At 64.4% G+C, this 20,133-nt stretch carries 13 protein-coding genes and 1 pseudogene; 9 read left to right on the top strand and 5 right to left on the bottom strand.

Annotated features, from left to right (window positions below; all coding sequences use genetic code 11):
- Positions 1-18: 18 nt before the first annotated feature.
- Together IHQ52_RS11880 and IHQ52_RS11875 are read left to right on the top strand one after the other, a co-directional pair.
- Positions 19-1,803, top strand: a complete 1,785-nt coding sequence (locus IHQ52_RS11880) for an acetyl/propionyl/methylcrotonyl-CoA carboxylase subunit alpha (protein WP_182155085.1) — start codon at positions 19-21, stop codon at positions 1,801-1,803.
- A gap of 188 nt (positions 1,804-1,991) precedes the next feature.
- Positions 1,992-2,354 (top strand): GNAT family N-acetyltransferase, encoded by a 363-nt coding sequence (locus IHQ52_RS11875; protein WP_182155083.1) that lies wholly within the window; start codon positions 1,992-1,994, stop codon positions 2,352-2,354.
- A gap of 6 nt (positions 2,355-2,360) precedes the next feature.
- On the opposite strand, the gene IHQ52_RS11870 is transcribed toward IHQ52_RS11875, so the two are convergent.
- Both IHQ52_RS11870 and IHQ52_RS11865 read right to left on the bottom strand, forming a co-directional pair.
- Entirely contained in the window at positions 2,361-2,744 is a 384-nt protein-coding gene (locus IHQ52_RS11870) for a hypothetical protein (protein ID WP_182155081.1), read from the bottom strand.
- A 498-nt stretch (positions 2,745-3,242) separates the two neighbouring features.
- Positions 3,243-4,673: a Fis family transcriptional regulator gene (locus IHQ52_RS11865; RefSeq protein ID WP_238064253.1), complete on the bottom strand. Its 1,431-nt coding sequence runs from the start codon at positions 4,671-4,673 to the stop codon at positions 3,243-3,245.
- Between the two features lie 183 nt (positions 4,674-4,856).
- On the opposite strand from IHQ52_RS11865, the gene IHQ52_RS11860 reads away from it, so the two are divergent.
- The 6 genes from IHQ52_RS11860 (at position 4,857) to IHQ52_RS11835 (ending at position 15,362) form a co-directional block, all read left to right on the top strand.
- Positions 4,857-6,752, top strand: coding sequence for a helix-turn-helix transcriptional regulator (locus IHQ52_RS11860; protein ID WP_238064252.1), 1,896 nt, complete (start codon positions 4,857-4,859; stop codon positions 6,750-6,752).
- Between the two features lie 63 nt (positions 6,753-6,815).
- Positions 6,816-8,444: a class I SAM-dependent DNA methyltransferase gene (locus IHQ52_RS11855; protein WP_238064283.1), complete on the top strand. Its 1,629-nt coding sequence runs from the start codon at positions 6,816-6,818 to the stop codon at positions 8,442-8,444.
- Complete coding sequence (locus IHQ52_RS11850; RefSeq protein ID WP_238064251.1) at positions 8,437-9,600, top strand: restriction endonuclease subunit S; 1,164 nt, start codon at positions 8,437-8,439, stop codon at positions 9,598-9,600. The genes IHQ52_RS11855 and IHQ52_RS11850 overlap by 8 nt, the downstream gene beginning before the upstream one ends.
- A gap of 52 nt (positions 9,601-9,652) precedes the next feature.
- Positions 9,653-12,859, top strand: coding sequence for a type I restriction endonuclease subunit R (locus tag IHQ52_RS11845; protein ID WP_238064250.1), 3,207 nt, complete (start codon positions 9,653-9,655; stop codon positions 12,857-12,859).
- A gap of 352 nt (positions 12,860-13,211) precedes the next feature.
- A complete protein-coding gene (locus IHQ52_RS11840; RefSeq protein ID WP_238064249.1) occupies positions 13,212-14,825 on the top strand; it encodes an HNH endonuclease signature motif containing protein in 1,614 nt (537 codons plus the stop codon).
- Positions 14,826-14,936: 111 nt separating this feature from the next.
- Positions 14,937-15,362, top strand: a complete 426-nt coding sequence (locus IHQ52_RS11835; protein ID WP_238064248.1) for a hypothetical protein — start codon at positions 14,937-14,939, stop codon at positions 15,360-15,362.
- Positions 15,363-15,380: 18 nt separating this feature from the next.
- On the opposite strand, the gene IHQ52_RS11830 is transcribed toward IHQ52_RS11835, so the two are convergent.
- Both IHQ52_RS11830 and IHQ52_RS11825 read right to left on the bottom strand, forming a co-directional pair.
- Positions 15,381-16,508, bottom strand: a complete 1,128-nt coding sequence (locus IHQ52_RS11830; protein ID WP_024497257.1) for a nitronate monooxygenase — start codon at positions 16,506-16,508, stop codon at positions 15,381-15,383.
- Positions 16,509-17,069: 561 nt separating this feature from the next.
- Entirely contained in the window at positions 17,070-17,516 is a 447-nt protein-coding gene (locus IHQ52_RS11825; protein WP_006434564.1) for a hypothetical protein, read from the bottom strand.
- Positions 17,517-17,914: 398 nt separating this feature from the next.
- Between IHQ52_RS11825 and IHQ52_RS11820 the strand changes: the two are divergent.
- Positions 17,915-18,538, top strand: a pseudogene (locus IHQ52_RS11820) (dienelactone hydrolase family protein); the annotation flags it as partial.
- A gap of 144 nt (positions 18,539-18,682) precedes the next feature.
- Here the strand turns inward: IHQ52_RS11820 and IHQ52_RS11815 are convergent.
- Entirely contained in the window at positions 18,683-20,005 is a 1,323-nt protein-coding gene (locus IHQ52_RS11815) for an NAD(P)/FAD-dependent oxidoreductase (protein ID WP_040004488.1), read from the bottom strand.
- Positions 20,006-20,133: the final 128 nt, after the last annotated feature.

Raw genomic sequence — 20,133 nt, 5'->3', positions numbered from 1 at the left:
TAAGGCCCAGGAGAACAAGTGCCCAGTACCGCAATCAGCAAGGTCCTCATCGCCAATCGAGGCGAGATCGCTGTCCGTGTGATCCGCGCAGCCCGGGATGCGGGCCTCGCGAGCGTCGCCGTGTACGCCGAGCCCGACGCGGACGCACTGTTCGTCAAGCTCGCCGACGAGGCTTTCGCACTGGGCGGCCAGACCTCGGCCGAGTCGTACCTGGTCTTCGACAAGATCCTCGACGCCGCCGCCAAGTCGGGCGCCGACGCGATCCACCCCGGTTACGGCTTCCTGTCCGAGAACGCCGACTTCGCCCAGGCCGTCATCGACGCCGGGCTGATCTGGATCGGACCGTCACCCCAGTCGATCCGCGACCTCGGCGACAAGGTCACCGCCCGTCACATCGCGCTGAAGGCCGACGCACCGATGGCGCCCGGCACCAAGGACCCGGTCAAGGACGCCGACGAGGTCGTCGCCTTCGCCAAGGAGCACGGCGTGCCCGTCGCGATCAAGGCCGCGTTCGGCGGTGGCGGTCGCGGCATGAAGGTCGCCTACACCATCGAAGAGATCCCGCACCTGTTCGAGTCGGCAACCCGTGAGGCCATCGCCGCGTTCGGCCGCGGTGAGTGCTTCGTGGAGCGCTACCTGGACAAGGCCCGCCACGTCGAGGCGCAGGTCATCGCCGACCAGCACGGCAACGTCATCGTCGCCGGTACCCGCGACTGCTCGCTGCAGCGTCGTTTCCAGAAGCTCGTCGAGGAGGCCCCGGCGCCGTTCCTGACCGACGAGCAGCGCACCAAGATCCACGAGTCCGCCAAGGCCATCTGCCGCGAGGCCGGCTACTACGGCGCGGGCACCGTCGAGTTCCTGGTCGGCAACGACGGCCTGGTCTCGTTCCTCGAGGTCAACACCCGTCTGCAGGTCGAGCACCCGGTCACCGAGGAGACCGCGGGCATCGACCTCGTCCGCCAGCAGTTCCGCATCGCCAACGGCGAGAAGCTCGAGTTCACCGAGGATCCGACCCCGCGCGGCCACGCCTTCGAGTTCCGGATCAACGGCGAGGACGCCGGCCGCAACTTCCTGCCGGCCCCCGGCCCCATCTCGGTCTACAAGGAGCCGACCGGACCCGGCGTGCGCGTCGACTCCGGTGTTGTCGAGGGCGACGTCATCGGCGGCCAGTTCGACTCGATGCTGGCCAAGCTGATCGTCACCGGCGAGACCCGCGAGCAGGCGCTCGAGCGTTCGCGTCGCGCACTCGCCGAGTTCCAGGTCGAGGGCCTCGCGACGGTCATCCCGTTCCACCGCCACATCGTCTCCAATCCGGCGTTCATCGGCGACGGTGAGAAGTTCGACGTCTACACCAAGTGGATCGAGACCGATTGGGAGAACCCGATCGAGCCGTACACCGGTGGAGAGCCGATCGAGGAAGACGACGCCGCACCGCGCCAGAAGGTCGTGGTGGAGGTCGGCGGACGCCGCGTCGAGGTCTCGCTGCCGGGCGATCTCGCCCTCGGTGGCGGCGGCGGCTCGACCAACGGTGTCATCCGCAAGAAGCCGAAGGCCCGCTCGCGCAAGAAGGGCGGCGGGGCAGCCGTTTCCGGTGACGCTGTGGCCGCTCCGATGCAGGGCACCGTCGTCAAGGTCGCCGTGGAAGAGGGCCAGGAAGTCTCCGCCGGCGATCTGGTCGTCGTCCTCGAGGCCATGAAGATGGAGAACCCGGTCACCGCCCACAAGGACGGCGTGGTCACCGGTCTGACCATCGAGGCCGGCGCCGCGGTCACCCAGGGCACCGTGCTGCTCGAGCTGAAGTAACCCACTCGCTGCCTGAGGTGCGAGGAGCGTAAGCGACGAGCCACGAAGGCCTGGTGAGGCAACCTCGCCGGCCTTCGTGGGCCGCTCCCTGAGTAGCGAGCTTGCGAGCCGCCCGCTCCCTGAGTAGCGAGCTTGCGAGCCTCCCTGCTCCCTGAGTAGCGAGCTTGCGAGCGTATCGAAGGGACACTGTGCAACCAGTCGAGATCAACGCCGGGACGTGGTACCTGCGTTCGCTTCGTGCGGACGACCGGATCACCGACGTCCCGGCGTTGTCTCTTCTCGGGGTCGAGGACCCCGCCGACTACGTCGAGGCAGCCAACTCCGACTGGGACACCGAGACGCGTTTCGTGTGGGCCATCTGCATCCCCACGACCGGCGAGTTGATCGCTCTCGTCGGGGTGACGCCGGACGGCGCCTCGGGCCGGTTGTGGGGTCAGGCGCGCGACGGCTACGACGCGGCGCTCGACGCCGCGATCGGGCCGGTGTCACGGTTTGCCGAAGGTGCGCTGAATCTCACTGTGGCCGAACCCCTCTCGCGCTCCATCAACTGAGATGGATCAGCAGATCGCCCAGGCGCCGTACTCGGATCGGTCTTCGTCGCGTTCTGCGATGCCACCGTTGATCCAGATCGCGCAGTACACGTAATTCGCGTTGTCATTCTGGATGCTTGCCGAGATGTACTGCCCGTACTCCTTGTACTCGGTAAAACTCGACGATCCACACCAGAGCCCATTGTTGCGCTCGGACAACTGAACTCGTTGATCGTAGTGGCGATTTCCGTTGTCGTACTCAACCTCGTTTCCGTAACGCTCGGTCGAACAGAAGACCGTCTTGACACGGTCGTATTGATCGGTGATCACGGCGTGGGCGGGGACCGCCAACCCGAGCACCGGTGCCGCCACGCTCGCGGCGATGGTGGTCACGCGGATGAGAGTGCGCATGTATAGCTCCTTCGAAAAAGCGCGCTGATTACTTCGATTGCACATAGTTCCGAGAACCTCCAGGGCGAGTCGGATGCAGACTCCTCCGCACGACCGACACGGACGGAAGAGAGTTCATCCGGACGGGCGACGCCGCTACGGTCCGAGGCAGCTTGATCTAAGATTCGGAGCAGAGCTCACACATCGCCCGGATACCCGCCGTGCTCTGCCGCAACTTTCCACGGCGGCCGCATAGCTCACATACAGTGCTCGACTCGTCGACGCTCGCGTCGACCAATCGCTCGCACACGCCTCTGGTGAAACTGTCGACGGATTGGCCGTAGACGACATGGCACCGGAGAATTCCGGACTCCTTCCTTACCTCCGCATACGCGAAGTCGGTCGTCACCGTAAAGAGCTGATTGTGAAGCCGAGTGAGCAACGGGAACCACCCGCGCCCGACTGTCTCGTCGACGGCCCGGGCCATGTCAGCGGGTAGCTGTACGGCGCCACAGGTCATCACGCCACACCTCGCTCCTGAGCTTCGATGGACTCCGCGACCGGTGCATCCGTGTCCACGCCCGCGAGCGCGTTCAACGCTTCCGCGAGCAGACGATCGATGCTGGTGTAGATCGAGCTGCATGACTTCTCGATCTTCTGCACATTGCTCTGGATAGAGCCGGCAGCCTTCTTGATGTCCTCGATCTTGCCGAGCTCGTCGACGGCGGCGGTGATCTTCTCTTCGGCGGTCGCGATCTCGTGAGCGCCACTTCTGCCGGCTGCGGCAAGCGCGGATGTCCGGAGAAGCATCAGGGCCGCTCGGACGAGATCGGGATCGTCCACGCCCGGATCGAAGGCAAGGACGATGCGCCGTTTGCCGAGGACCCGAATCGTCTCACCGCAGTTCTGCTCGACCGTCCGGACCAGGCCGATCGCGGCTTCGGCCTTGCGGTTGCGTTCCGCCTCGTCGAAGTACGCGCCCCATCCGTCACGCTTGGAGTCGGTCACTTCGACGACAACTCGTGCCGCACCACCGTCCACGATGAGGACTCCATCGCCCTTCTTGGAACGCGCGACTGATCCGACGATTGTCCCGGTCTCGGTGTACTCGTCACCGAGTCCCGAAGCGATCGCGTGGACAACCGCGTGAATCTCGGACTCGTAGGTCCCACCTTTGATCGGCGACACCTTGGTGACCGAGGCTTTCGCCTCGGCGACCTTCAGGGCAGTGACCACCACGTCGAGTCGTTCGGTCAACTCCGCGTGCTGTTTGCCCATTTGCTCGGTCAGTGCCTCCTGTCGCTTCGTCAGGTCTGCCGTGTGCTTGGCCATCGGAGACGACGGATCGCTGGGGTCGAACTGTTTGGCGGCCTTCGTCAGAAGCTCAGACGTGTTGGCAGACGCCCGCTTGTCCAGGTTCGCGGCGAACTGCTCGAGCAGCGGAGCGAAGCGGTCGATGACTTCGGGGTGAGTACCGCCGAAGAGCCGCTTGAGCTCCGCTTCGGTCTCGCGCTTCATCCCGGCGATCGCCTCGGTGAGGGCCTTGCGGGTCGCTTCATCCGCCTCCCGAAACGCCTTCTGCGCGTCAGCTGCAGCCTTGCTCACCGACTCCGAGGCCGCCTTGACGCTGCGGTCGGTCATGGCGGCCGCCTCGGCGGTGGAAGTCGCTGCTTTCTCACTGAGCTCGGTGACCATGCGCTCCAACGCCCGCGCTTCCTGGGCCTGTCCGGTAGCCGACAGCGCGTGCGCGCCGATCGTGATCGCCTTGGTGACAAACCCACCGAGGTCCGCCTCAGCGAGGGCCGCTACGTCATCGACGACTGCGTCGCGCTCTCCGGTTGTCCAACGTTGCGCCTCACGAACGACGTCCTTGTCGGTCACGGTCAGACCATCGATCACGACGGCTGTGCTCGCCTCGTTGAAGCGGGCGGGCGGGTGCATGGTGTCCATACCCAACTCCTTGTGGTTCCGGCGACCGCGGATTCGGCTGCCGAGAGCCACACTCGCAGCAGGTTCGCGTTCAGAACAGGCGGATCAGTGTTAAGGCGGCTTAACAGTGATCAAAGTTGATGAGTAACGTTCGCCTACTAAGGTGTGAGAGTCAGCTGAATACGCCGAGGAGGTGACCGCCCGATGGGAACTCTGACCATGCAGGACGTCGCCGATCTTGCGAGGGTATCGCGGCCGGCGGTCAGCCAGTGGCGTAAGCGAACTATCGTGCACGGCGAGTCGATGCCGTTTCCCCCGCCGGTCGCCACTATCGGCGGCGTCGAGCACTTCGACGAGCAGGAGATCGTCGCTTGGTTGCAGCGAACACGCCGAGGCAAGAATCGTGACGAGCAGCATCTGGACGTCGGCGCAGTGGCTGTACCGCACGGTATTCGATATGACGACGTCATCTGCCTCCTCGCCTTGTACGCAATCTCTGGAGTCGAACTTTCCACTGCTACAGCCGAATCGCTCATCGAAGTAGCGACAGAGGCCGACCCGGACGATCTGTCGATTCTTCGCGAAATCCGGGCGCTCGATGCCTCGGACGATCTGTTGCACTTCACCGAACAACTCATCGACGCGTCGCTGGGCACCCCGGACGCCCTCGACCGTCTGGAGAAGGGGCGACTGGGACGTTCACGCGGAGTCAGAGACCTCAAGCGTGAAGGATTCGAGGTTGTTCGCAGTATCGTCGGCGCCTTGCTTTCACATCTCGATGCCGATGGCGTTTCGATCGTCCCGGCGGGTGATCCGACGTTGGCTCTGGCATGCGTGAACGCCGAGGAGCAATGCGCGATCGGCGCTCACGTCGCAGATATCCGAAATCTACGGCGGCGTGCGGCAATCTGCCGCATCGAACTGATCGACACTGCACCCGACAGATCTGTCACGGTTGCTTCCTTCGTCGGATCTCCAGTGGCCGGTGCCCTCGACGCGGTCGACGGCATCGTCCTGGATCTGCGAGACGGTGAGGTAGCCGTGGTCATGGCTTCGGCTGCAGCCTTGACCGATCATCTCGCCGGCGACCTTCAAGTGCGTCGTTCGGAGACCCTCAAGATCGGCAATGTCGTGTGCGCCCTGCGCCTTCCACGGGGACTGTGGCGTCAGGCCCACCGGCAGAGTCAAGCTTTGTGGATCTGCCAGGGCGGCACCGAGGCTGACCACGTCGCGGTCGCCGACCTCGATACTGTCGGCTCCGCGGATCTCGGCGATGTGGCCGCAGACGTTTCCGCCGTGCTCGATCAAAACCCCGGCCGCGCACACCGTTTCGTCCGCCGACGCGACCTGCTCGGCATCCGCGCAAGCGGAACTGTCGTTCCGCGCGGCACCAGCGCACCAAAGCTCCGGTCCCGCGCGCAGGACACTCACACGGACCGCGTTCATCGCGCAACCTTGGAGACTTCGGCACCCATCCGGACGGTGGACGTACTCATCGCACCGGCCTCGGGCCGGTTTCGGACACAGGACCATTCGCTCGCCGAGCTGGTCGAACGGAAAATGGTCACCGTGAAAGGCGGCAGCCGTATCGACCCGCGCGACGCTGATGACGCCGGTACCGTCCGAGTGCTTCCGGACGATGTGTTGCGCCTGGACCCGTTCGACGCCGCCCGGCGCTATCCACGGGCGAGGCGCACCGAACCCGGCGACATCGTCTTCGTCGAGAAGCCTGCACCGCGAGCGGTGGTCGATCCGGTTGGTGGATCGTTGGTCGGCGCACCTGCGAAGCTTCTCCGTATCGACCAACGGGCGCCCCTCAGACCGAACGTTCTCGCCGCCGTCATCAACACTCGCTGCGAAGCGGGAAGCGAGTGGCAGACCTGGCGCATCCCGGGCTTCACCGCAGAAGAATCGCAGCAACTCGAGAAGGCACTGGCCGAGATCGCCGACTATCAACGAGCCGTCGAAGCGAAAGCGGCCGCGGCCAAGGACCTCGCCCTTGCACTCATCGACGGCGTTGCGGCCGGTGACATCTCGCTCGACGCGAACGAGACGACCCCGGGCATCTCCGCCGTGACCACGACCGTATCTACCGAATAGCACCCAAAGACTCGGCCGAGGGCACGCCCCTCGCGTCCACCCATGAGAGAGGATTCACCACCGATGGCCGCAAGGCGCAAGACGGCGGAGCCGACCGCTCCGTCGACAATGAAAGAGCTCAAAGACACGCTGTGGAAGGCCGCCGACAAGCTGCGCGGATCGCTCTCGGCGAATCAGTACAAAGACGTGATCTTGGGCCTCGTCTTCCTCAAGTACGTGTCCGACGCGTATGACGAACGGCGCGAGGAGATCCGGAACGAACTCATCGCCGATGGCTTCGACGAGTCACAGATCGCGGATGTGATCGACGACGCCGGCGAGTACCAGGGTGCGGGCGTGTTCGTGGTGCCGCCGATCGCCCGATGGACATACCTGGCCGAGAACGCGAAGGGTAAGCCCTCTGACGATGGTGGACCGGACAAGAACATCGGCCAGTTGATCGACGAGGCAATCGACGCCGTCATCGCGGCCAACAAGTCCCTCGCCGGCACTCTTCCGCGAATTTACAACCGCGACAACATCGATCAGCGACGCTTGGGCGAGCTCGTTGACCTGTTCAACAGTGCACGGTTCAGCCGTCAGGGCGAGCACAAAGCACGAGATCTCATGGGAGAGGTCTACGAGTACTTCCTGGGCAACTTCGCTCGCGCGGAAGGCAAGCGGGGTGGCGAGTTCTTCACACCCCGCAGCGTCGTCCGTGTGATCGTCGAGGTCCTCGAACCCACGAAGGGGCGTGTCTACGACCCATGCTGTGGTTCGGGTGGCATTTTCGTGCAGACCGAGCAGTTCATCTACGAACATGACGGCGATCCCAAGCAGGTGTCGATTTACGGCCAGGAAGCCATCGAGGAAACCTGGCGCATGGCGAAGATGAACCTCGCGATCCACGGCATCGACAACAACGGGCTCGGGGCCAGGTGGGGCGACACATTTGCGCGGGATCAGCACGCCGACATCCAGATGGATTATGTGATGGCCAACCCGCCGTTCAACATCAAGGACTGGGCGCGTAACGAGGAAGACCCCCGCTGGCGCTTCGGAGTTCCTCCTGCGCGCAACGCCAACTACGCATGGCTGCAGCACATCCTGTACAAGCTGGCGCCGGGCGGAAAAGCCGGCGTGGTGCTGGCGAACGGGTCCATGTCGTCGAACAGCAACGGCGAGGGCGACATTCGCGCCGAGATCGTCGACGCGGACCTCGTATCATGCATGATCGCGCTGCCGACCCAACTGTTCCGCAGTACGGGTATTCCGGTGTGCTTGTGGTTCTTTGCCAAAGACAAGACCAAAGGTTCTCAGGGTTCGAACGATCGGACCGGTCAGGTCCTGTTCATCGACGCCCGAGACATGGGTTACATGGTGGACCGCGCCGAGCGTGCGCTGACCGACCAGGAGATCGTCGAGATTGGCGACACGTTCCACGCGTGGCGCGGGTCGGCCTCGGCGACGAAGAAGGGCATTGTGTACGAAGACGTGCCGGGATTCTGTAAGTCGGCGACGCTGGAGGAGATCAAGGCAGCGGGCTATGCGCTGACTCCGGGGCGGTATGTAGGGGCGGCAGAGGACGAGGACGACGGAGAGCCGATCAACGGGAAGATCGCGCGTCTGAGATCGGAACTGTTTGCAGCGCTGGATGAATCGGTACGGTTGGAGAAGGTTGTGCGTCAGCAGATGGAGCGGGTCGATGGGTGACGTCAACCTTACGCCTCTATCAGAGGTTGCCGAGGTAACTGTAGGATTCGTTGGTTCTATGACTCGTGAGTACGTAGATGAGGGAATACCGTTCCTTCGCTCACTGAATGTCCGCCCATATCGAATAGAGATGACGGACATTAAGTACATTGGTAATGAGTTTCACACGAGGATTGCGAAATCCAAAGTACTTCCCGGCGACGTAGTCATGGTGAGGACCGGAAAACCTGGCCAGGCGGCAGTCGTTCCGAAATGGCTCGGCGAGGCGAACTGTTCAGACCTAATCGTGATCCGGCCCGGTCCCGACCTCAACAACGAATGGCTGGCCTATTTCCTGAATGGCATGGCAGCCCACGCCATCGCAGGCCAACTTGTAGGCGCTGTCCAGCAACACTTCAACGTAAAGTCAACGAAAGAGTTATTGCTTCCCCTCCCCCCCAGGGAGACCCAAAACGCCATCGCCGAAGTCCTCGGCGCCCTCGACGATAAACTCGCGGCGAACGAGCAAGTACTCTCCCGCACCCGAGAGCTCTTCGCAGCGATGTGGCAGCGTGCGATAGCGGAAGACGACAGCACGTCGGTCCCACTATCAAGTCTTGCTCGATTCGTGAACGGGCGCGCCTATACGAAGAACGCCACCGGCACCGGACGTGTAGTCGTCAGGATCGCCGAATTGAACTCAGGCCTCGGAGCGTCGACCGTCTACAACGAGATCGACGTGCCCGACGACAACATCGCGAGGCCAGGGGACCTGCTCTTTGCCTGGTCCGGATCTCTAACCGTAGCGAGGTGGCATCTTCCGGAAGCGATAGTGAACCAGCACATCTTCAAAGTCTTACCTCTTGACGGACAGCCGCGGTGGGTCGTCGAACAGGCCCTTCTAAGCAAACTGAGTGAGTTCCGCAATGTCGCCGCTGACAAGGCTACGACGATGGGTCATATTCAGCGTCGACACCTCGACGAACCTGTATGCGTGCCTAGCAGTGCGCAGGTGACGCTCGTCGGGCCAGCGATGCAAGCGTTGTCTGACCAAATCGACGCGTACGAATCTGAGAACTTCGCGCTTGCCCACACCCGCGACCAACTCCTCCCCCTCTTGATGTCCGGCAAAGTGACAGTCAAGGAAGCGGAGACCGAGATCGCCGATCTAGTCTGACGCGACACGGTACCCAGACCACTCAGAACGCCAGTACCCGAAGGACCAACGCATGAGCACAGTTTCAGAAGCCGAGTGGGAGAACCTGGCACTTGAGTGGCTGGCCGACCAGGAGTGGCAACCACTGAAGGGCTCCGACATCGCACCGGGTGTCGAGAACGGCCGGGCCCGACCAGATGACATCGTCCTCCCGGACCGGCTGATCACGAAGATGCGGGAGTTGAATCCCGATGTCCCCTATGAGTATCTCGTGCAGGCGCGGGCCGCGATCCTCGCACCCGAGTCGCAAGACCCGCTCGCCGAGAACCATCGGCTGCACGAGATCCTCGTCAAGGGGTACCGGGGCATCACCTACGTCGATCACGACGGCCTCGAACAGACTCCGACCATTCTTCTGGTTGGAAATCGGCCGGAGGACAATGAACTGCTCGCCGTCCAGCAGGTCACGGTCCGCAACTCAGAACACCAACGCCGATTCGATGTGGTGCTCTACCTCAACGGTCTGCCCGTGGCCTTCTTCGAGCTGAAGCAGGCAGGCGCCGCCCAGGCCGATCTCCCCTCAGCCCACGCACAACTGGGAACGTACCTGCGCGAGTTCCCCCTGGTGTTCCGCTTCGCGGTGGTTTCCGTCATCAGCGATGTCCTCAGCGCGCGGTACGGCACACCGTTCACTCCGCTCGAGCACTACGCCCCGTGGAACGTCGACGACGACGGTAAGCCCCTCAGCATGGGCCATCCCACCGACCCCGCACAGCTGGGACTCGAACTCGAGTACCTCATCGACGGGGTGTTCAATCCCGAACGCTTCCTCCAGATACTGCGAAACTTCACCGCCTTCGACGCGGGTGCCGACGGTTACGTCAAACGAATCGCCAAGCCCCATCAGTATTTCGCGGTCACTAAAGCCGTCGGCAACACCGTCGCCGCCGCCGAGAGCAACGGCAAGGCCGGCGTCGTCTGGCATACACAGGGTTCGGGTAAGTCGATGGAGATGGAGCTTTACGCCCATCTCGTCGCGCGGCAGCCGAAGCTCAAGAACCCCACGATCGTGGTGGTGACGGATCGCCGTGAACTCGACGGACAACTCTTCGAGACATTCAACCGTTCCGAGCTTCTCGACGAGTCACCGGTGAAAGTCACCACCCGTGAGCAACTGCGGGATGAACTGTCGAACCGCACCACCGGCGGCATCTACTTCACCACGCTGCAGAAGTTCAGCCGCACCCAGGCGGAACGGGATGCCGGCGCCGACCATCCCCTCCTCACCGATCGCCGCAACGTCATTGTCGTCGTCGACGAGGCTCACCGTAGTCACTACGACGACCTCGACGGCTACGCTCGCCACCTTGCCGACGCGGTTCCCAACGCCACCCTCATCGCGTTCACCGGCACGCCCATCTCGTTTGCCGAACGCAACACTCGCGAGGTGTTCGGCCCGTACATCGACATCTACGACCTGACTCGCGCCGTCGACGACGGCGCCACGGTGCCGGTCTATTTCGAGCCGCGTCTCATCCAGGTGACCCTCGCCGATGAGGTGACCGAGGACGATCTCGACAGGGCAGCCGACGAGGCGACCAAAGGTCTCGACGACGCCGAACGCGCACAGATCGAGAAGTCCGTGGCGGTCATCAACGCCGTGTACGGCGCTCCGGAACGCGTCAAGGCCCTCGCGAAGGACATCGTCGAACACTGGGAGGGCCGTTCGAAATCGTTGGAGACCTTCATCTCCACACCGGGAAAGGCCTTCATCGTCGCGGCCACCCGCGACATCGCGGCCCGGCTCTACGAGGAGATCGTTGCGCTGCGTCCCGACTGGCACGACGAGGCCGTCGACAAGGGCGTTATCAAGGTCGTCTACTCCGGCAGCGCGAAAGACCAGGGGCTCATCGCCAAACACGTCCGGCGCGACGCACAGAACAAGATCATCCAGAAGCGGCTCAAGGACCCCGACGACGAGCTGCAGATCGTCATCGTCAAGGACATGATGCTCACCGGCTTCGACGCGCCGCCTCTACACACCCTGTACCTGGACCGACCGCTCAAGGGCGCCCTTTTGATGCAGACCCTGGCGCGTGTCAACAGAACCTTCCGCGGCAAACCGTCGGGCCTCCTCGTCGCCTATGCACCGCTCGTCGACAACCTGCAGCAGGCGTTGGCCGAGTACACCGAGACAGACCAGGCAAGCCAACCGGTCGGCCGCAACATCGACGAAGCGGTGGCGCTGACGCAGCAGCTGATCTCTCAGCTGGACGATTTGTGCAGTGGGTACGACTGGCGCACGAAAGCGAAAGAGGCTGATCGAGGTTGGATTCGCGCGGCGATCGGTCTCACCGAGTACCTCCGGTCGCCGGCGACTCCGGGTAACAGCGTGCCGGAGGGCGAGGAAACGCTGGGCGGGCGATTCCGAACGCTCGCCGCACATCTCGCCAAGGCCTGGGCGCTCGCCGGCGGCAAGGACACCCTGGAAGAACTGCGACCGACCGTGCAGTTCTACGAAGAGGTCCGGGTATGGATGGGCAAGTTCGACGCCGCGGACCGGCAAGCCGAGGGCCGGCCCGTTCCCGAGGAGATCAAGAGGCTCCTGTCCTCCTTGGTCGCGACCTCGACCGCAACCGGCCAGATCGTGGACATCTACGATGCCGCTGGACTCCCCAAACCGTCCCTCGCCGATCTCGGACCAGACTTCGAGGCCAAAGCCAAAGCTGCGACGAATCCGCACCTCGCGATCGAGGCTCTGCGTGCGACGCTGACGGAGGAATCGGCGCGTGCCACGCGCAACAACGTCGTGCGACAGCGGGAGTTCTCCGAGCGCATCACCGAGCTCATGAACCGGTACACCAACCAACAGATCACCTCTGCCGAGGTGATCGCCGAACTCATTGCCATGGCGAAAGAGGTCGCTGCGGAAGGCAGCCGTGGACAGAAGTTCTCGCCGCCGTTGAACGACGACGAACTCGCATTCTACGACGCCGTCGCGACGAACGAGTCAGCCGTCGAGTTCCAAGGCGACGACATCCTCGCCCAGATCGCGCGTGACCTTGTGCGGATCATGCAGCGTGACACCAAGTTCGATTGGACGGTGCGTGACGATGTCCGAGCGAAGCTACGGTCGTCGATCAAACGGCTTCTCGTGAAGTACAAGTATCCGCCGGATAAGCAACCGGCCGCGATCACCACAGTGTTCGAGCAAATGGAGATGATGGCCCCGCGCTACGCGGAGAACAACGCCACCACCGACGGGGAGGCTCAGCACTGATGTCTTCTTCGTGCCTTCGGACCTGAAATGGGAGAGGTGATATGGATCGGCTCCCTCCTGGCTGTCATCGGGCTATTCAGCGCGATCGGGGCGCGAGGCACACGATCGAAGCAAGTTGCTTGGTGGCTCCTCCTTATGGGACTTGTCGTGGCACTCTCGCCGGTCTTCCGCGAAGGCGGAGCCGCAAACTGGTTGGGCGCAACCGTCACGTTCATCGGAGGCCTCGCGGCGGGAACGGCGATATTTGGATTCATCGTCTCCGTCGTCCGCAACAGCGAGTGAGAGCTGACGGGCGAGCGCCGCTGCAAAGATAAGCCCTTGACTCGAACAAATGTTCGAGTATTGTGGTGTCATGGCGCGAGGGGCTGGCATCGAATCCACGGATTCGGCAGGTATCACAGAACACTCTGTCGAGCCCACCCTGCGTCCCGATGCCGAACTCTCGGCCACCGAACTGGTCGAGGTCTTGAATCATTGCGCCGGGCTCGCCGCATCGACGGCCCATCGAATGATGACCGTTGCCAGCCTCATTCACGACGAACGCGAGATGGATTACGCCGCGCGTCGCGCCGAGGTGCACAGCGGCCAGCTCGACTCGCTCGAGGCCTTCGACGAGCTCGCTGCCCGGGCGGCGGCCGGCGAGGACCCGTACTCCGAGTTCGGCCCGGACGGACTCGAGCAGGCCATCGCGGAAGTCGGCGCCACCCTCACCATCACCCCCGCCGAGGCCAGAGAACTCATCGCCGCCGGTGACGCCCTGCGCTACCGGTTGTCGTTCACCGGTCACGCCTTGGCCTGTGGACGCATCGACAAGAGGCGATTCCTCGTCGCGCGCAAGCGGACCGAGCTGGTCACCGACCCCGACGAGATGCAGACCGTGGACGCCCATCTCGCCGAGGCGATCTTCGCGCGCGCACCGATGTCGACCACCCGGTTCACCGCCATGGTCGACGCGATCGTCGCCAAGTGGGCACCCGACGCGGTCCGCAGGCGTCGCGAGCGCGCCACCGACGACCGCAAGGTCTCCGTCGGACCCGATCGGTTCAACCCCGGACAATCCCGTGTGTCGGGGTCGCTACCGATCGCCGACGCCGCCGTCTTCGACGCCCGCCTCTCGGCGATGGCGGCGGGTGTCCATGCGGCCGACCCTCGCACCGTCGCACAACGCCGCGCCGACGCGCTCGTCGCTCTCGCCCGCAGCGAAACATCGCTTGCCTGCGCATGTGACGACTGCTCCTCGGGCGCAGCAGGAGCCGACGAGGCCACCGAACCCGAGGACTCCCCGGCGGCCGCCGCTTCTGACGTCGAAGCAGCGCCCGCTGCCGGTCCCCGTACCGTCGACACCACAGCCCCGCGCGCGACCTATCACGTCGTGGTGAACCTCACCACCCTCCTCGGTATCGACGACGATCCGGCATTTCTCGACGGCCACGGCATCATCGACGCCGAGACCGCCCGCACGCTGCTCAACGAAGCCCGACGCACCTACCTCCACCCCACCACCGCACCAACCCCGGAATCGGCGCTGCGCTATGCCCCGTCGAAGAAGCTGCAAGCGCTGGTGCGGGCCGGCGAACTGTGCTGCACCTTCCCCGGATGCAATGCGCCGGTCTGGCAGATCGACCTCGACCACACCCGACCGTTCGACCATCAGCAACCCCGACGCGGTGGCCGCACCCTCGAACGCAACCTGAAACCACTCTGCCGGTTTCACCACCGGATCAAGACCTTCACCAGCTGGCAGGACTACCAGGACGAGTTCCTGACCGCCTGGTTCACCACGCCCACCGGGCACATGTTCGTCGGCAACGCCTACAACGGCCGTGATCTGTTCGGCCGTCTCGCGCCGATTCGCTCACCCGATCATCCAGCGCGCGTCCGGCACGCCACTCAGCGCGACACCGAGTCCCGCCGGGCCCGGCGCGCCGAACAGCGGTGGAACCAGGCCAATCCCCCGCCGTTCTGATGTGCAATCGAACAGAAGTCGCCACGCACCTGCGCGTTCGGCGACTACTGTTCGTTGACCAGAGGCCGTCCGAGCCGATGGAGGTCGCGGTCAGCCACACCAGAGTGATCCATGCTCTCGGGGCCGTTGCCCGCCGTCGAGGAGGCCGACGCGCCACGTCTTCCGATCGCCGAGGCCGTCCTCGACGAGATCGGCTGGCGCACCGGGTATTCGCCGGTGTCCGATATCGACTACGGAATGTGTCTGCGGCGTTCACATCTCGATGACGCCCTCATCCGAACGGCGTCGTCGGTACGGCCGGTTGCTCGGCGAGCGACTCGCCCCGAGTACGCCCAGATCCTGAGCGACATCTACAACCGCGTCCAGGCGCCGTCGTCGATGCTCCCGCTGACCGCTCTCCCCAGCCTCATCCTCGGCGCACTCCGCCAACCCGCGTCGTCGACGCGGGAGGTCGTCGCCGATGTGCGAACCCAGGTCCGGCGTATCCGCGATGACCGGAACGAAAGGCGAGCCCTGGTCCGAGCATCCGCCGGATGAGCCCGCCCCTCGTCCGGTCTAGGTCGTCGCGTTGGCGAACGTGTCCAGATTGCCGGTCGCCTCGATGTACTCGGTCACCCAGCGCTCGATGACCGCCGACGTCTTCTCGACCTTGCGGAACTGCCCGACCACCTGACCGACGGGATTGAAGGCGACGTCGATGCTCTCGTCGGGATGCTTGTGCGTCGCGGCGACCGCCATACCGGAGACCATGTACTGCAACGGCATCCCCAGCGGATCGGGGTTCTCGGGGTTTTCCCACGCCTCGGTCCAGTCGTTGCGCAGCATGCGGCACGGCTTGCCAGTGAACGAGCGACTGCGAACGGTGTCACGGCTCGACGCATCGATGTAGGTCTGCTGCTGGACAGGGGTGTTCTCGGCCTCTTCGACCATCAGCCACTGCGATCCGCTCCACGCACCCTGCGCGCCGAGCGCGAGCGCAGCCGCGATCTGCTCGCCGCTGCCGATACCACCGGCAGCCAGAACCGGCACGGGCGCAACCTCTTTGACGACCTGCGGCCACAGCACGATCGAACCGACCTCACCGCAGTGACCACCGCCCTCGCCACCCTGGGCGATGATGATGTCGACCCCGGCGTCGGCATGCTTGCGCGCCTGCTTCGGGGAGCCGCACAGCGCCGCGACCTTGCGACCGGCCGCCTGGATCTTCTCGATCATGTCCTTCGGGGGCGTGCCGAGCGCGTTGGCGATCAGCGTGACCTTCGGATGCTGCAGCGCGATCTCCACCTGCGGCGTCGCGGTGGCCTCGGTCCAGCCGAGCAGCTGCAGCGAGTTGTCGTCGTCCTCGGCGAGGGGCACCCCGTGGTCGCGGAGCAGCTTGCGCCCGAATTCCAGGGTCTCGTTCGGCACCATCGACTGGAGCAGCTTGGTCAGCTCCTCGCCCGACATGTTCGAGTCCATGCCCTCGTACTTGTTGGGGATCACGATGTCGACGCCGTACGGGTGGTCGCCGATGTGCTCGTCGATCCAGTTCAGCTCGATCTCGAGCTGCTCCGGCGTGAAGCCCACCGCGCCGAGTACTCCGTAGCCACCCGCCTTGCTGACCGCGACCACCACGTCACGACAGTGGGTGAACGCGAAGATCGGGAACTCGATACCGAGTTCGTCGCAGATCGGGGTGTGCATACAGACTCCTCGCCAGGTCAGAATTAGAACGTGTTCTAATCTGAATACCAGGCTCCGCGACGACGGACAAGCGTTCCGCGGAACAGCCTGACGGGGGGCGCCAGACGACAGCGGCTGCAAGAAGTCAGGTGCTGCTGTGCACCAGTGGCCACATGCGTATCGGATACCCGACCGGGTCCGGCCCGGCGACGGTTTCAGACCAAGACCGTCCCTCCGGACAGTCGACGTGGTTGAATCCGAAGACGTCACCGGAAAACAACTCAACCGACCGGCGGCCGGTTCGGCTCATCGAATGATGTGAGTGCCGGTCCAGACGATGCGGAACTATCCCACGGAGGTTCAGATGCCCCGGAATGCCGGAGACCGCTACGAGTGCCAGGATTGCGGAGCGAGGCTCGTCTATGAGAAAGAGTGCCCATGCCCCGAAGGAATGGAACACCGGGAGATCTGTTGCGGCAAGCAGATGACGCCGGTGAAGGACTGACTACCCTGACCTTCGTTGACCTTCGTCTGACGTGACCTTCGTGTCTTACGCCGAGTCCGACGACTCGGCTGTGGGACTCAGAGCGAGGGGTAGCTGCTGATCGAGATCACTGACCCGTCCGTGCCGGGGGCCACGTTGATGGACGCTCCCCTGCCGCGCTTCTTCACCGTGATGCTGGCCGCGAACCGTGACACCGTCTCCGACACGATGTCCCAGTCCCCGTCCCGGACTGCGTTCTTGTAGAACTCGCCGATCTTCTCCACCGAGTCCGGCGAGGTGAGAACCAGCGATCCGGGCGCCTTGCTGACCTCATCGGACGGCTCATAAACAGGCAGACCACCGAAGGTCTCGCCGCCCGAGTCGTCGCCGTTCCCCGTCGTCGCAGAACCCGTCTCGGTACTCACCGCGCTGGTCGCCGAAGTGGTGTCCTCAGATGACGTGGTGTCGCTGTCACAACCCACGACCGCGACCCCGATCGTGATCGCGGCAAAGGACGAAACCAGCGCTTTCTGACGTCGGTTCATGATCAGGGCTCCTCAGGGATTGTGCCGCGATCCTCTTACGCCTCTATCCGTAGCACGCGATCAGCCCGCTCGACACGCCGTTCGGACATTTTGGGCCCGAGATCCGCACGGCCGCCGGGTCAGGCCGCATGCCCCCGCCCTCAGAGCTCTCCGGTGAGCGATTCGGTGACATTGCCCCTCTCGACCGATGGATACTGCAAGGACCGGACACCCTCACGGCACGGACGGAGGCGAACATGCAGTTGGATCGGGCGGACGCCTGCCGCCACTTGGCCATCCATCTCGACGATGAGGTCGGCAGTCTGCTCGACCGGGCGCGCACGACAGCCCGCAACCGAACCAGACAACCTGAATGGTGAGAAGACATGAACTCTCAAGCCGACGGTCACCGCGTGGGTGACCACGAGGTCGAGGTGGAAGCGGGACCGGTCAAGGTCGCGGGACACCTCACCGTTCCCGAGAACGCCAAAGGAGTGGTCGTTTTCGCGCATGGCAGCGGAAGCAGCCGGTTCAGCTCCCGCAACATCTACGTGGCCGACGTCCTCAACGCGGCCGGGATCGCCACCTTGCTGTTCGACCTGCTGACGCCGGAGGAAGAACTCACCCGCGCCAACGTCTTCGACATCGACCTGCTGGCACGAAGACTGGTCGATGTCACCACCTGGCTCGCCGCCCGAACAGACGTGGGGTCGTTGCCGGTCGGCTACTTCGGCGCGAGTACCGGGGCGGGCGCCGCGTTGCGTGCCGCCACCGACCCGGGTGTGGATGTCCAGGCGATAGTGTCGCGCGGCGGTCGGCCGGATCTCGCCGGCGACGCACTGGCCCGGACGACAGCGCCCACCCTGCTGATCGTCGGCGGACGTGACGAACTGGTCCTCGACCTGAATCAGCGTGCTCGAGAATCGATCACCGCCGAATGTGAGATCACCGTGGTACCCGGTGCCACCCACCTCTTCGAGGAGACGGGTGCGCTCGAGCAGGTCGCGGTCCTGGCCCGTGACTGGTTTCTGAGCCATCTCTGAACAGGGCGCGGCGGTCGCGGCGTTCACGCGTCGGAGTTGTCGCCGACTCCCAGACTTCGTCTCGACTACCAGACTTCGATCGAGGTCTGGAGGTCGAGATGAGGTCGACCGGACGACAAACTCTCAACGGACAACGCGGCGGACCTACTTCGGTTCCCGGCGCGCGTACGGTGTCCGGGCGGTCTCGGTGTCGCCGTAGATGATCGCGCGTTCCCGGCGGGAATCGGTCATCAGGGTTGCGCCCCAGGTCATCACGGTTCCCAGGCGGTTTCGGACGCCGGCCAGGAAGGCGATGTGGATGGCGCCCCATGCGACCCATCCGGTGAACCCCGACATCTGGAAACGCCCCGACTGCACGATGGCGTGGCGCCGCGCGATGTAGGCGGCGGTCCCGAGGTCCCGGTACTTGAACGGCGCCCGTTCCCGCTGCCCTGCAACGCTTTCCGCGATCACTCGACCGACGTGGTGACCGCCCTGCATGGCGACCTCGGCGACACCGGCCAGGTCCTTGTACGCCATCACGTCGCCGGCCACGAACACGTCGGGATGGCCGGGCACCGAGAGGTCTGATTCCACCGGGATCCGCCCTGACCGATCCTGTTCGACGCCGAGGGCCGTGGCCAGGGTGGTGGCGAACGGGACGGCCTCGACGCCGGTGGTCCACAGCGTCGTCCGCGCCGGATACACCTCTTTGTGCTTGTCGGCCTTGCGGGTCGTCTCCACGTAGTCGTCGCCCACATCGGTCACGTGCACCCCGAGGTGCGTCTCGACGCCCAGGGCGTCGAGGGTTCGCTGTGCACTCGCCGACAGTCGTGCGTCGAATGACGGCAGCACCCGATCCCCGCCGTGCAGCAACAGCACTCGTGCCTGGGCGGGATCGATGGCGTCGTATTCACGCTCGAGGGCGCGGGTGGCGAGCTCACGGATCTGCCCGGCCAACTCGACCCCCGTCGGCCCTCCGCCCGCGACCGCGAAGGTCAGCCAGGATCGCTGTTCCGCGGGGTCGGTGATCGTCTCCGCCATCTCGAAGGCGGCCATGATCTTGCGGCGGATCGTCAGCGCGTCGTCGAGCGACTTCATCCCCGGTGCATATTTCGCGAACTGATCGTTGCCTCGATACGCGGTACGCATACCGGCTCCGACGACGAGGTAGTCGTAGGGCAGACGGAACGACGACCGGTCGAGACGGTCCACGATGATCTCGCGCGTCTCGACGTCGATGCCGGCGGCCTCACCCAGGACGACATCGAGATTGCGCTGACGCCGGGTCAGGTGCCGGATCGGGCTGGAGATCGCGCCTTCGGACAGCAACCCGGTGGCGCACTGGTAAAGCAGCGGCTGGAAGACGTGGCTGGTTCCGCGGTCGACCAGGGTCACGTCGACCGCGGCCTTCCGCAGGCGCCGGACGCAGTGCATGCCCGCGAATCCTGCTCCGATGACGACGACTCTGGGTCTCGAGGGTGCCATTCCGCCGATTGTTCCAGACGGATCGGCCCACGGGCTGAACATCGCGGCGCGCCACCGCACCGGGCGGATACGGCAGGGGACGCCGTCGACCGTGGTTTAACCCCCATGCCGGCGGGTATCCGCGCCCT

The sequence above is a fragment of the Gordonia amicalis genome (assembly GCF_022059885.1).
In the GTDB taxonomy this organism is placed as follows: Bacteria; Actinomycetota; Actinomycetes; order Mycobacteriales; family Mycobacteriaceae; genus Gordonia; species Gordonia amicalis.
Note: the sequence above shows the minus strand (reverse complement) of the source record. Positions and strands in the feature narration are given on the sequence as shown.

Coding starts and splice junctions, on each gene's coding strand:
- IHQ52_RS11845 (WP_238064250.1), top strand. CDS start 9,653: ATGAGCACAGTTTCAGAAGCCGAGTGGGAGAACCTGGCACTTGAGTGG.
- IHQ52_RS11870 (WP_182155081.1), bottom strand. CDS start 2,744: ATGCGCACTCTCATCCGCGTGACCACCATCGCCGCGAGCGTGGCGGCA.
- IHQ52_RS11815 (WP_040004488.1), bottom strand. CDS start 20,005: ATGGCACCCTCGAGACCCAGAGTCGTCGTCATCGGAGCAGGATTCGCG.
- IHQ52_RS11835 (WP_238064248.1), top strand. CDS start 14,937: ATGCTCTCGGGGCCGTTGCCCGCCGTCGAGGAGGCCGACGCGCCACGT.
- IHQ52_RS11855 (WP_238064283.1), top strand. CDS start 6,816: ATGGCCGCAAGGCGCAAGACGGCGGAGCCGACCGCTCCGTCGACAATG.
- IHQ52_RS11865 (WP_238064253.1), bottom strand. CDS start 4,673: ATGGACACCATGCACCCGCCCGCCCGCTTCAACGAGGCGAGCACAGCC.
- IHQ52_RS11840 (WP_238064249.1), top strand. CDS start 13,212: ATGGCGCGAGGGGCTGGCATCGAATCCACGGATTCGGCAGGTATCACA.
- IHQ52_RS11830 (WP_024497257.1), bottom strand. CDS start 16,508: ATGCACACCCCGATCTGCGACGAACTCGGTATCGAGTTCCCGATCTTC.
- IHQ52_RS11860 (WP_238064252.1), top strand. CDS start 4,857: ATGGGAACTCTGACCATGCAGGACGTCGCCGATCTTGCGAGGGTATCG.
- IHQ52_RS11825 (WP_006434564.1), bottom strand. CDS start 17,516: ATGAACCGACGTCAGAAAGCGCTGGTTTCGTCCTTTGCCGCGATCACG.
- IHQ52_RS11850 (WP_238064251.1), top strand. CDS start 8,437: ATGGGTGACGTCAACCTTACGCCTCTATCAGAGGTTGCCGAGGTAACT.